The sequence below is a fragment of the Paenibacillus sp. MCAF9 genome (assembly GCF_052114265.1).
In the GTDB taxonomy this organism is placed as follows: domain Bacteria; phylum Bacillota; class Bacilli; order Paenibacillales; family Paenibacillaceae; genus Pristimantibacillus.
Map to the genome: position 1 here is coordinate 23,076 of NZ_JBFREL010000029.1, position 12,289 is coordinate 35,364.

14 protein-coding genes are annotated in these 12,289 nt (G+C 44.7%); all 14 read left to right on the forward strand.

Going from position 1 to position 12,289, the window contains the following annotated elements; translation table 11 throughout:
* The first annotated feature begins 21 nt into the window (after positions 1 to 21).
* The 14 genes from ribH (at position 22) to AB4Z45_RS26910 (ending at position 12,235) form a co-directional block, all read left to right on the forward strand.
* A complete protein-coding gene (gene ribH, locus AB4Z45_RS26845; RefSeq protein WP_053376708.1) occupies positions 22 to 492 on the forward strand; it encodes a 6,7-dimethyl-8-ribityllumazine synthase in 471 nt (156 codons plus the stop codon).
* A gap of 35 nt (positions 493 to 527) precedes the next feature.
* Positions 528 to 1,307: a segregation and condensation protein A gene (locus AB4Z45_RS26850; protein ID WP_339203315.1), complete on the forward strand. Its 780-nt coding sequence runs from the start codon at positions 528 to 530 to the stop codon at positions 1,305 to 1,307.
* On the forward strand, positions 1,276 to 1,878 hold the full coding sequence (scpB, locus tag AB4Z45_RS26855; protein ID WP_076271382.1) for an SMC-Scp complex subunit ScpB: 603 nt from the start codon (positions 1,276 to 1,278) through the stop codon (positions 1,876 to 1,878). The genes AB4Z45_RS26850 and scpB overlap by 32 nt, the downstream gene beginning before the upstream one ends.
* A 58-nt stretch (positions 1,879 to 1,936) precedes the next feature.
* Positions 1,937 to 2,629 (forward strand): DUF2953 domain-containing protein, encoded by a 693-nt coding sequence (locus AB4Z45_RS26860; RefSeq protein WP_441912602.1) that lies wholly within the window; start codon positions 1,937 to 1,939, stop codon positions 2,627 to 2,629.
* The gene (gene ytfJ / locus AB4Z45_RS26865; RefSeq protein ID WP_441912603.1) at positions 2,602 to 3,084 is read left to right on the forward strand and encodes a GerW family sporulation protein; all 483 of its coding nucleotides are present in this window, start codon (positions 2,602 to 2,604) and stop codon (positions 3,082 to 3,084) included. Before AB4Z45_RS26860 ends, ytfJ begins: the two co-directional genes overlap by 28 nt.
* Before the next feature lie 129 nt (positions 3,085 to 3,213).
* Complete coding sequence (locus tag AB4Z45_RS26870; protein WP_441912604.1) at positions 3,214 to 4,410, forward strand: D-alanyl-D-alanine carboxypeptidase family protein; 1,197 nt, start codon at positions 3,214 to 3,216, stop codon at positions 4,408 to 4,410.
* 70 nt (positions 4,411 to 4,480) lie between these two features.
* On the forward strand, positions 4,481 to 5,143 hold the full coding sequence (locus AB4Z45_RS26875) for a nucleoside recognition domain-containing protein (RefSeq protein WP_441912605.1): 663 nt from the start codon (positions 4,481 to 4,483) through the stop codon (positions 5,141 to 5,143).
* A 25-nt stretch (positions 5,144 to 5,168) separates the two neighbouring features.
* Entirely contained in the window at positions 5,169 to 5,672 is a 504-nt protein-coding gene (locus AB4Z45_RS26880) for a spore maturation protein (RefSeq protein ID WP_179089938.1), read from the forward strand.
* 54 nt (positions 5,673 to 5,726) lie between these two features.
* Positions 5,727 to 6,473 (forward strand): pseudouridine synthase, encoded by a 747-nt coding sequence (locus tag AB4Z45_RS26885; RefSeq protein WP_054026970.1) that lies wholly within the window; start codon positions 5,727 to 5,729, stop codon positions 6,471 to 6,473.
* Positions 6,474 to 6,561: 88 nt separating this feature from the next.
* The gene (locus tag AB4Z45_RS26890) at positions 6,562 to 7,092 is read left to right on the forward strand and encodes a redoxin domain-containing protein (protein WP_441912606.1); all 531 of its coding nucleotides are present in this window, start codon (positions 6,562 to 6,564) and stop codon (positions 7,090 to 7,092) included.
* A gap of 17 nt (positions 7,093 to 7,109) precedes the next feature.
* Positions 7,110 to 8,768 carry a cytochrome c biogenesis protein ResB gene (resB, locus tag AB4Z45_RS26895; RefSeq protein ID WP_441912637.1) on the forward strand — a complete coding sequence of 553 codons (1,659 nt, stop codon included), beginning with the start codon at positions 7,110 to 7,112 and terminating at the stop codon, positions 8,766 to 8,768.
* Positions 8,765 to 10,024 carry a cytochrome c biogenesis protein CcsA gene (gene ccsA, locus AB4Z45_RS26900; RefSeq protein WP_339203306.1) on the forward strand — a complete coding sequence of 420 codons (1,260 nt, stop codon included), beginning with the start codon at positions 8,765 to 8,767 and terminating at the stop codon, positions 10,022 to 10,024. The genes resB and ccsA overlap by 4 nt, the downstream gene beginning before the upstream one ends.
* A gap of 27 nt (positions 10,025 to 10,051) precedes the next feature.
* Complete coding sequence (locus AB4Z45_RS26905) at positions 10,052 to 10,768, forward strand: response regulator transcription factor (RefSeq protein ID WP_053376699.1); 717 nt, start codon at positions 10,052 to 10,054, stop codon at positions 10,766 to 10,768.
* Positions 10,769 to 12,235: an ATP-binding protein gene (locus AB4Z45_RS26910; protein ID WP_441912607.1), complete on the forward strand. Its 1,467-nt coding sequence runs from the start codon at positions 10,769 to 10,771 to the stop codon at positions 12,233 to 12,235.
* The last annotated feature ends 54 nt before the right edge of the window (positions 12,236 to 12,289 follow it).

Here is a 12,289-nt window from a genome sequence, read left to right on the forward strand (position 1 = left end):
ATAATGGAAGGAAGATGACAAATGACACGAATTTATGAGGGACATTTAGTATCAGAAGGTTTAAAATATGGAGTAGTAGTAGGACGTTTTAACGAGTTTATTTCAAGCAAGCTGCTTGGAGGCGCACTTGATGCTTTCAAACGTCATGGCGCACAGGATTCAGATGTTGAGGTAGCATGGGTGCCGGGAGCGTTTGAAATTCCTTTAATCGCTCAAAAAATGGCGGAAAGCGGAAAGTATGATGCTGTCATTACGCTTGGCGCTGTTATTCGTGGTTCAACACCGCATTTCGATTTTGTTTGCAACGAAGCAGCAAAAGGTGTTGCGGCTATCGCTTTGAAAACAGGCATTCCGACGATTTTTGGAGTATTGACTGTTGATTCGATTGAACAAGCCATTGAGCGTGCAGGCACAAAAGCAGGCAACAAAGGTTATGAGGCTGCTACAAGCGCAATTGAAATGGCGAATCTTACCAAACAATTGCAAGGCTAAGCAGCGAAGATAAGGCTAGGCGGGAGGAAATGTAAGTGTCAGTGCTTTATAAGCTGGATTCTTTTGAGGGGCCGCTGGATCTGCTGCTTCACTTGATCGACAAGGCGGAGATCGATATCCATGAGGTGTCTATCAGTGAGATTACGATTCAATATATGGATTATCTTCATGCGATGAAAGAGCTCGAGCTTGAGGTCACGAGTGAATTTTTAGTTATGGCGGCAACCCTCTTGGCGATAAAGAGCAAGCAGCTACTTCCAAAGCCGCCTGTATTTGAGGAAGACTATGAGGATTGGCCGGATGACGGATTGGATCCACGCGATGAGCTCATCCAGAAGCTCGTAGAATACCGGAAATTCAAACAAATAGCCGAGCAGCTGCGCGAGAAGGAATTCGAGCGCAGCCTTGTCTATTCAAGGGAACCTGAGGATATGACGCCATTTTTGAAGGAAGAGATTGTTAATCCGGTTGAGGGGCTTCACTTGTCGGATTTGATTACTGCCTTTCAAAAGGCGCTGCGCCGCGCTTCAAGGCGTAATGTCGTTGCTACCATACATCGAGACGAGATTTCCGTTAAGGATCGTATACGGGACATTGTCGAGGTGCTCAAGCAATTCGAAACGGTTCGTTTTTCACGGCTTATTCGCGAGAACATGGACAGGCATGAAATCGTGGTTACTTTTCTCGCCATTCTGGAATTAATGAAAATGAAACATATTCGTTGTTTTCAGCATCAGTTATTTGACGACATCGTCATTCATTGGAGAGGAGAGTCGTCGCAAATTGGATTATCCGAAGTTGAAGACAATTATTGAGGGCCTGCTGTTTATGGCAGGTGATGAAGGCCTTACGAAGCGGCAGCTGGCTGATATTTTGGAGCTGGATGCGGAGCTCGCTTCCGATTTGGTTTATGACTTGCAGCGCGATTTGGAGCGCGAGGGGCGCGGTATTCAAATCGCAGAGGTGGCAGCATCCTATCGGCTGACGACTCATTTGGAGCATGCGCCTTATTTTGAGCGTATGGCATACACTCCTACGAGATCGCAGTTGTCACAAGCTGCATTAGAAACGCTGTCCATCGTCGCTTATCGCCAGCCGATAACAAGAATATCGATTGAAGAAATTCGCGGCGTAAAGAGTGACAGGGCGATTCAATCGCTTGTATCAAAGGATTTAATCGAAGAGGTTGGCCGCGCAGAGCAGATTGGCAGACCTATTTTGTACGGAACGACGAAATCATTTTTAGATTATTTTGGATTGCCGTCCATAAAAGAATTGCCAGAACCAGGCAGCGTTGATATCGATGATGCCTTGGAGGAACAAACCCAGCTGCTATTCGAGAGATTAGATGGCACGCAGATGACAATTGAAGAAATAAAAGAATGAGATTTGGCCGCCGGGTCATACTATATTCAACCCATATTAGGGAAACGGAGGAAGCATCATGATGCTCGGTTACCCCTACGGTTGGATGACGGCGGTCGGTCTCTTTTTTTTGCTCATTTTGGTCGTCTGCCTCACTTCGCAGGTCGAATTAAGAGGCCATCTGAGGAGAATAGATCACAACGATGATTTTGAGTTGAATATTAAGGCCTTATTTGGAATCCTCAGATACCGCTTTAAAGTGCCGATTATTCAGTTCACAGGAACCTCCATCCAACTTAAGGAACAGGTTTCAAAAAAGAATGTGGCCGTTGACACTTGGAAACAATATAACGAGGACATTGACGCAGAAAAAATAGCTCATCTCATGGAAAGAACAAAACAAGTGTTACAAATGACGAAAAACTTAACCGGATGGGTTAGAAAGTCGCTTACGAAGGTCCGTCTTTTAGAATGGAACTGGTCAACCTCAGTAGGAACCGGTGATGCGATGTGGACGGCAATGACGACTGGATTTGTCTGGTCTATAAAAACATCGATCATTGGCGTATTGTCCCAAATGGTTAAGCTCAAAACGGAGCCGAAAATGATGGTTCAGCCTATTTATCAACGATCTGCTTTTACAACGGAATGGTCATGCATAGCTCAAATCCGCTTCGGTTATGCTATTCTTGCCGGACTGCAGCTTTTAGTTCGGATGAGGAAATTGAAAGGAGGCGTCAAGGTATGGCAGAACATCCTATTCAAGGCTTAATGCAAACCGCAATGGAAAATATTAAAGAGATGGTTGACGTCAATACTATTGTAGGCGACCCTGTCCAAACGCCGGATGGCAGTATTATTATGCCGATCTCCAAAGTAGGCTTTGGGTTTGTAGCAGGAGGCAGTGACATTCGATTAGATGATGCCGATCATAAGAACGGTTTTCAATCTGATGCACAGCATGCTTCTGTTTCACTTCCATTCGGCGGCGGTAGCGGTGGCGGYGTGTCGATTACGCCAATTGCTTTCTTGGTCGTAGGAACACATGGCGTAAAAATTGTTCCGCTCGATAATCAAACACATCTGCTTGAGCGGGTAATCGACTCAGCTCCGCATGTATTTGATAAGCTGCAATCGATGATGAAGCAGCCTACGAGTACTGGTGTATACACGGATACGTCTCAAACTGTGATCAGTGAACGTGTCGAAGCAAACGAACACAACTGATGACATAACTGCCCGAGAGGGCAGTTTTTCATTTTTGTTAGCTACTTTTCGTCTAGAGCCACATGTACAGGCATATACTGAAATACGCACACACAAGCTTTATCTACTATCGCTGCGGGAGGGGCAAGTATGAAAATGAATTTCAAAAAACTGCAACGATTTGTTGCAGTTGGAATGTTATCTGCTTTATTGGTTGGGACAAGCGTTTTGCCCCCAGTTAGCGCAAATCCAAGCAAGCTGTATACGAATGCCAAAGCATCGGCTCTAATTGATGTCGAGTCAGGCAGAGTTTTGTATAGCAGTGATGGCGATACCCCGATGCGGATAGCAAGCTTAACGAAAATCATGACAGCTATTGTTGCAATAGATCATGGAAAGCTGACTGATATGGTGAAGACAAGCAAACGAGCAGTTGGTAAAGAGGGTTCTTCGATTTATCTTCAGCTTGGCGAAGAAATGAGTTTGCATCATATGTTGTATGGTCTGATGCTCAGATCCGGCAACGATGCGGCAACGGCAATCGCGGAGCATGTTGGAGGATCGGAGGAAGGTTTTGTTCATTTAATGAATGAGAAAGCGACCTTTCTAGGTTTGAAACATACGCAATTTAAAAATCCGCATGGGCTGGATGATGATGAGCATTATTCTTCAGCTAATGATTTGGCCAAGCTGACTGCATATGCTTTGAAAAATGACGTATTTGCAGAAATCGTAAGCACGCGCGTAAAAAAAGTGCCTAATCCGCATGAGAAATGGGAGTACAGCTACACGAACAAAAATAAAATGCTAACGATGTATGAGGGTGCTGACGGTGTAAAAACGGGGTATACCAAAAAATCATTGCGCTGCTTAGTTAGCTCCGCCACTAGGAATGGTCAACAGCTTGCTGCTGTGACGATAAATGACAGCGATGATTGGGCAGATCACCGGAAAATGCTCGATTGGGGTTTTGGTCATTATCCGCTTAAAGAGATAGCAGTTAAAGGGCAGCAAGTTTCTGGTTACCCTTATGCTATTGGACAATCTTTTAAATACCCGCTGGAAGAGCAGGAAACGGGAAATGTTCAATCACGTCTTGTGCTGCTTGAAGCAGGAACAACACGATATTTGTTAGGAGAGCGCGGATTTCTGGAATGGTATTTAAACGAGCAGCAAATTGGTGCTGTTCCTGTGTATGATCCAAACAGCAGCAGACTTCAACTTTCAATGACATCACAAAAATCATTACAATCACTGGCTGATTTTCAAAAAGCAAACAAGCATGATCAGCGTGGGCCGATATTTGGCTCTATTATTAAAGTATTAGATGCATTATTTGAGCATTAGCAGCAATCTGCGCGGGAGACGCTGATTGCTTGCAAAACAGTATAGGTGCGTAGAGGGGGAGGCGACCTAAATGGTTAACTGGATTTGGTTGTTTTTCATCGTAGCGAGCGTTGTAGTAGCTGCGATAACGGGTAAGATGGATGCGGTAACACAAGCAGCTTTCGAGGGAGCCAAGTCGGGTGTCACCGTGAGCTTCGGATTAATTAGTATCATGGTGTTTTGGCTTGGCATGATGCGAATAGCGGAGGATGCAGGGCTGCTGCGCACACTTGCTCGAATGCTCGGGCCTGTGGTGCGGAAGCTTTTTCCTGACGTTCCTCCCAATCACCCAGCTCTCGGATATATAATGAGTAATTTAAGCGCTAATCTCTTTGGGTTAGGAAATGCAGCCACGCCAATGGGAATAAAAGCAATGCAGGAACTTCAGAAGCTTAATCCTGATCCTGCTACAGCAACTCCAGCGATGTGCACGCTGCTTGCTCTAAATACATCCAGCATTACGATTATTCCCACCACGCTTATTGCCATTCGAATGAATTATGGTTCAGCTAACCCTGCTGAAATTATCGGTACAACGCTGGCAGCGACATTTGTTGCTACTACGGCTGCAATACTTGCTGACCGTTGGTATCGAAGAAAGTCTCCACCGCCGCCTATAACGCCATCGCCACCTCGACCACCTGAGAAGAAGACTGCAGCTTCACCAGCTTCCGGAGGTGAGGCAATTGTATAATATTTTTACAAGCTTATCCGCATGGATGATTCCTGCCATTATCGTATTTATTCCGCTTTATGCAGCTTTAAGACGCAAAGTACCTGTCTATGAAACGTTTGTTGAAGGAGCCAAAGATGGCTTCGGAACAGCGATTAATATCATTCCTCATTTGGTTGGCATGATGGTTGCTATCAGTATGTTTCGCTCATCTGGAGCCTTGGAATTGCTGCTTTCTACAGTTCGACCTCTTTTTGATTGGGTTGGTATTCCAAGTGAGGTGCTGCCGCTCGGGATTTTGCGGCCTTTGACTGGCGCAGGCTCGTTAGCCTTCACGACTGACCTTATTCAAAACTTTGGCCCGGATTCTATGATCGGCAGAATTGCTTCCACTATTCAAGGCAGCACGGATACAACCCTGTATGTGCTTACTGTATATTTTGGAGCGATTGGAATAAGAAAGTCACGATATGCGTTAAAAGTTGGTTTATTTTCCGATATAGTAGGTTTTTTCGCAGCAATTTTCATTTGCTTATACATATTCGGCTAGTGAAGCTTGTACTTTCTCCTTCATATCGTTATGATGGAGATTGAGGTGAAAGCATTGGAACGTTTACAGAAAATATTAGCAGCAGCGGGAATTGCATCCCGTCGCAAATGTGAAGAAATGATTTTGGCAGGAATGGTTGAGGTTAATGGTGAGAAGGTTACGACGCTAGGCGTTAAGGCTGATCCAGCGGTTGATGCAATTACGGTTAACGGCAAGCCGATTCGGAGCGAGAAGAAGCTCTATCTCATGCTTAACAAATCCAAGGGAGTCATAACTAGCGCCAAAGATCCACAAGGCCGCAAAGTGGTTTCTGATTTCTTGCCAGGTATTAAAGAGCGAGTATATCCGGTCGGTCGATTGGATTATGATACGGAAGGACTTCTTATCCTAACGAATGATGGCGAATTCGCTAATTTGTTAACACATCCAAGTCATCATGTTCCCAAAACATACCGTGCGACCGTTAAAGGCGTTCCTCATGGAACGGCATTGGAGCAGTTGCAAAAAGGGATTAAGCTAGAGGATGGCATGACCGCGCCTGCAGAAGTGGAATATCATGATGTAGACACGGACGGAAATGAAGCAACGATTACAATTACGATTTTTGAAGGCCGGAACCGTCAGGTTCGCCGGATGTTTGAAGCTATTGGACATAAGGTGATTAGGCTGAAAAGAATTCGTTTTGGCGAAGTTGGACTTGAAAACCTAGGCAGAGGAAAGTATCGTCATCTCACGCCTCAGGAAATTAAAGAATTGCTTGCGATAGCGCAAAGCAAGACACATAAAGTTCATAAAAAGTAATCGACGGCGGCAGTAATTGCCGTCGACTTTTCGTTATAATGGTAATATTCGTGGCTGCATAGAAAGAAGCTGGTGGTGAAAAACAATTATGGGAAAATCGCGCAAGACGGTACAAATTGTCATTTTGATTGCCGTCTTGATCATAGGTGGGTACGCAATTGGATCTACCTTATTTGACGCGGATGACAAAGGACCTTTAAAGGAAGGCGGGAAGCCGCCTGCATTTGAGCTTGTTGATTTAGATGGAAATCTTAAACAACTGTCTGATTATGAGGGAAAAGCTGTCGTCATTAATTTCTGGGGCACATTCTGTCCACCGTGCGTGAAGGAAATGCCGGAGTTTGAACGACAGTACGCGAAATGGAAGGATCAAGGCCTTGTGATTTTAGCTATAAATTTAAGCGAGGACACGTTGACCGTGAACAATTTTGTCCGTCGTTTTGATTTGAACTATCCGATTCTGCGCGATGTAAATCGCAAAACAGAACGAAGCTATGGTCTAAAGTCATACCCTACTACTTTTTTCATTAATCCAAATGGGACGATTATGGAAATAAAAGTAGGAGGCATGACGGAAGAGGAAATTGATGAACGGATTGAACGGCTTCTTCAGCTGTAGGAGGTATTATTGTGTTAGTGGTTGAAAACACAAAATGTGAGTGCGGTCATCAAAATTCGATAGGCACCGTACTATGTGAAAGCTGCGGCAAACCGCTTGTAAACGATACGGTTTCCGATTTGCCGTTAGAAATGCGTTACGATGGTGTTGCTCGTCGATCGCAAAAAAGCAATCCCAATTATATCGATAAAATATGGAATTTTTTCTCGTCAGTCAAAATTGCGATTTATTTGATCGTAATTACCTTTTTGACTGCGATGCTTGGAACAATTTATCCACAGGAAAACACATTCATAAATAACTTAGATCCATCCGTTCATTATGAAGAAACGTATGGATTTCTTGGCAAAATGTATTATTTGCTAGGATTATCGCATACGTACGAATCCTGGTGGTTCATTGGCTTGCTTGTGATGATTGGCACCTCACTCGTTATTTGCAGCTTGGATCGTGTGCTCCCGCTTTATCGGGCTCTCAGCAAGCAGCAAATTCGCAAGCATCTGCAGTTTATTCATCGTCAGAAGACGGTATTTAAATATCAGATTGAAGGCGATGAGGAAAAATGGGTTGAAAATTTCGGCATGCAGCTGAAGCGCAAAGGTTATCGCATTCATCGAGATGGCTCTGCGCTGCTTGCGGAGAAAAATCGTTTTAGCCGCTGGGGACCCTACATCAATCACATCGGCCTTATCTTGTTTCTATTAGCCATATTGGCAAGAAGCATTCCGAGCTGGCAAATGGATAGCTACATAATGGTCCCTGATGGGGATACGGTCCAAATAGCGAATACGAATTATTATGTTAAAAACGAAAAGTTTACTGTAGAGTATTATAAAGACGAGGAATTGCCGGACAAGCTTAAAGGAATAACCCGTGCGAAGCTTTTTGAGACAAAAGCGGTTCTTTATGAATGCGTTAGCAACTGCAGTGACCAAACAAAGAAACCAGAGCTTAAAGAAGTAGAGCGGCATAATATTATTGTCAACGAGCCGCTTAAGTACAAAGGATTAAAGCTGTATCAATTTGATTATGATACAACGCCTCGATTGAACGCTGTGCATCCAATTCTCATAGATAAAGCGACGGGAGAGAAATATGGTCCGTTCGACCTTCCAATGAAGGATTCAGCGCTGCAGCATAAGCTCGGGCCATACACCCTTGATTTATATGCGAATTACATGGAATTTGCAATTGGCGACAATGGCGAGCCAACGACTTTGTCACGTGATCCAATTGCTCCGGCGTTCGTATACACGGTTAAAGGTCCAGGACTTGATCCAAAAGGTGAGCCGTATATGTATTTCCCAATGCAAAAGGATAAAGTTAAATTTTCGCAGGATGCCATTAATCACGGTATCGCGGATAAGATAGAAATTCGAGTGGACGGCATGGAAAATGTAGATTTCTCTGAAGCATCCACTTACTTGAACGTAAGGATGGATAAGGCACTGCCATATGTTTGGGTAGGTGCAGTGTTCTCCATGCTCGGCTTGCTGATGGGGTCCTATTGGCAGCACCGCCGAATTTGGCTGCGAGTGGACAATGGAGAGCTTTCATTGGGCGCTCATACGAATAAAAACTGGTACGGTATGCGCTCAGATGTAGCGGGAGCCCTTAAAAAAATAGGGATAACCGTAGATCCGAAGTCGCTAGATAACGGAGGGAACAACGCGTGAGCTTAGTCGATTTTAGCAGCGACGCATTTATTGTCGCATTTTTCCTGTATTGCTTCGCATTTATGTTTTATGTCATTGCCATTGCGGGTAAGAAATGGAGCAATCGTGATCCTTTGCAGCATGAGAAGCGTTGGGGACGAATTGCATTCATTACTTCGAGTCTTGGACTTGCATCGCATTTGACCTTCTTCTTTACAAGATGGGCTGGAAGCGGCCAAATTCCAACGAGCAATATGTATGAATTCATGACTTTCCTTGGAATGGCAATCATGATTGCATTTACGATTGTCTTCAGTATTTACAGAAAACCGCTGCTGGGCATGTTCTCATTGCCGTTAACGGTAATTATTGTTGCTTATGCATCTGTGTTTCCGCAAGAGGTACAGCCGCTAATACCGGCTCTAAACAACTACTGGCTAAAAGTACATGTAACGACAGCCGCTCTAGGCGAAGCATTTTTTGCCGTTGGTTTTGCTGCCGGCCTCATGTATTTGCTAAGAGTGGTTGATTTCAAAAGCAAAACAAAAGAAGCAAAAAGATCGCAGTTCTGGGTCGAGTTCTCTTTATATACGATTATTCTAATTGTAGGTTTTATCGTCGCTGTATTCGCGTTCCGCGGAATGGGCTATGAAGCGAAATTTATTCAAGAAACATCTACTATTGATGCCAAGGGAATAGAGTCGACAACTTCGGAGACAGTAAATTATACACTGCCGCCAATTGTTAAACCTTATAACAGCCAGGTGGTCGAATATGAATCATTCCTCGGCATGAGCAAGCCATTATTCGAAGCACCATCTTGGATGGAAGGCGCAAATTCAGGACGCAAGTTTAATACCGTTATATGGACGATTATTGCAGGCTCCTTGCTTTATGGCTTGCTGCGCTTAGTATTCAGAAAGCCGCTTGGAGCGGTCATACATCCTGTTATGGATGGTGTAGATCCAGAAGATTTGGATGAAATCAGCTACAGATCCATCGCAATTGGATTTCCGATCTTTACACTCGGTGCATTAATATTCGCAATGATATGGGCCAATATTGCATGGGGCCGTTTCTGGGGCTGGGACCCGAAAGAGGTTTGGGCTTTAATTACATGGTTGTACTATAGTGCGTATTTGCATTTCCGTTTATCGCGCGGCTGGCAGGGAAAACCTTCTGCATGGCTCGCTGTAATCGGCTTTGTGGTTGTACTATTTACGCTCGTTGGGGTTAACCTCGTCATTGCAGGTTTGCATTCCTATTCTGGTGTTTAGAACTTAGATTGAGAGGAGAATTGCCCTATGTCTGATTATTCAAGCCGTATATTGGTCGTAGATGATGAAGAACGGATCCGTCGCTTGCTCAAAATGTATTTAGAGAAGGAAGGCTACACAATCGACGAGGCAGAAGACGGAGAAACTGCCCTAAGATTAGCTTCAAATACGGATTACGCGCTCATTCTGCTTGATGTGATGCTGCCAGGAATCGACGGCGTAGAAGTGTGCTCCCGTCTGCGTCAAGTGAAGGCTACTCCTGTCATTATGCTAACGGCTAAAGGTGAAGAAATGAACCGTGTGCAGGGCTTTGAGGTTGGCGCGGACGATTATGTCGTCAAGCCTTTTAGTCCACGCGAGGTTATCTACCGAGTGAAGGCTATCTTGAGACGATCCTCGGCTACTGCGTTCTTAACAAAAGAAATTAATTCAAGCAACAACATCGTATTCCCTCATTTGGTTATTGAGCATGATGCTCACCGTGTAACGGCCGGTGGACAAGAGGTAAGCTTAACGCCTAAAGAATATGAGCTGCTGCATTACTTGGCAGTTTCGCCTGATAAAGTGTTCTCTCGTGAAGAGCTTTTGAAGGATGTATGGAACTATGAGTTTTTCGGTGACTTGCGGACTGTCGACACCCATGTAAAACGATTGCGCGAGAAATTGAATAAAGTGTCTCCTGATGCGGCATCTATGATTACTACCGTTTGGGGAGTCGGCTATAAGCTAGAGGTACCTAAGTAAATGAGCTTGTGGCATCGTTCGATTGGCAAGTTGTACCGCAGTGTAGTTGGAAAGCTCTGGGCGACAATCATGCTGCTTGTTGCTGTCGTATTGCTTATCGTTGGCGTATTTTTACTTCAATATGTTGACATCTGGTTTAAAGAAAACAATACGCATCAGGTGAAAGTGCTTTTTGTTGTAACAGCGATTGTCGGATTTTTGTTATCAACATTTTTTGCTTTCTTCTTATCCAAAAAAATTCAACAGCCGCTGCTTCAACTAAAGGATGCAGCGGTATCGATTTCTCAAGGGAATTATACAACCCGAGTTCATATACGCTCCAGTGATGAGATCGGCGAACTTGCGGATACGTTTAACCATATGACGGAGCAGCTGAATAAGCTGATTCATGACATCAATCATGAGAAAAACCATCTTGCGAGCATTTTGCGAAGTATGGGGGATTCAGTCATTACCTTCGACGCGGAAGGTAAAGTCATACTTACGAATCCAGTTGGTCATTTGCTAATCAATCAGTGGTCAGGGGTAGAGCTTGTCTGGCAAGAGGATGAGTCCGAGAGCCCGACTGCATATTCCGAGGTTCCAATGCCGCTCCGCGAGTTGTTTCAAAGAGTGATGGAAGAGGGCAGGGATGTTACCGATAAGGTTCATGTTCTAAGCAGCGTGTGGTCAGTTGTAATGGCTCCGCTGCAGTCGAAGGATGTTATTCGCGGGGCTGTTGCCGTTATCCGTAACGTAACGGAGGAGCATAAGCTTGAGAAGCTGAGACGAGATTTTGTAGCTAACATCTCACATGAAATCAGGACGCCGCTATCGATGCTGCAAGGCTATAGTGAAGCTTTGCTTGATGATATTGTCGTGTCGGAGGAAGATCGCAAGGAGCTCGTTCAAGTCATTTATGACGAGTCGCTGCGAATGGGCAGACTCGTAAATGATTTTCTGGATATCGCTAGAATGGAAGCCGGCCACGTCGATATGAACTTCCAAGAGACAGATCTCGCTCATGTCTTGAAGCGGGTACATCGGAAATTCCAGGTGTATGCGAAGGAACGCGAGGTGAGGTTGGTCGCGGATCTGCCCAATGAGTCGCTGCTTGTAAAGGAAGCAGATGAGGATAGATTGGAGCAAGTATTGACTAACCTCCTTGATAACGCATTGCGGCATACGCCATCGGGCAAGTCGATTACTATTTCAGGTCAGCATGCAAACGTAAACGGAAGACAGTATGTGGAGCTTCGCGTCAGAGACGAGGGGCAAGGGATTCCAACCGAGGATGTGCCTTTTATTTTCGAACGCTTCTATAAGGCGGATAAAGCGCGTAAACGCGGCTCATCAAGTGGAACAGGACTTGGACTTGCCATCGTAAAAAATCTGATCGATCTTCATCAGGGTCGAATTGTAGTCGAAAGCAGTGCGGGCACAGGCACATCGTTTACAATCTTACTTCCTGTCGAAGCTCATCAATAGTTGTCAAAGCGCTCCTGCTGGGGGCGCTTTTTTTGTAGAAAGCAGAAGATAATT

Bases quoted from the DNA above. Each gene is read 5' to 3' on its own strand.
- ribH (WP_053376708.1), top strand. From the start codon at position 22: ATGACACGAATTTATGAGGGACATTTAGTATCAGAAGGTTTAAAATAT.
- AB4Z45_RS26860 (WP_441912602.1), top strand. From the start codon at position 1,937: ATGATGCTCGGTTACCCCTACGGTTGGATGACGGCGGTCGGTCTCTTT.
- AB4Z45_RS26870 (WP_441912604.1), top strand. From the start codon at position 3,214: ATGAAAATGAATTTCAAAAAACTGCAACGATTTGTTGCAGTTGGAATG.
- AB4Z45_RS26875 (WP_441912605.1), top strand. From the start codon at position 4,481: ATGGTTAACTGGATTTGGTTGTTTTTCATCGTAGCGAGCGTTGTAGTA.
- AB4Z45_RS26880 (WP_179089938.1), top strand. From the start codon at position 5,169: ATGATTCCTGCCATTATCGTATTTATTCCGCTTTATGCAGCTTTAAGA.
- AB4Z45_RS26890 (WP_441912606.1), top strand. From the start codon at position 6,562: ATGGGAAAATCGCGCAAGACGGTACAAATTGTCATTTTGATTGCCGTC.
- AB4Z45_RS26905 (WP_053376699.1), top strand. From the start codon at position 10,052: ATGTCTGATTATTCAAGCCGTATATTGGTCGTAGATGATGAAGAACGG.
- AB4Z45_RS26910 (WP_441912607.1), top strand. From the start codon at position 10,769: ATGAGCTTGTGGCATCGTTCGATTGGCAAGTTGTACCGCAGTGTAGTT.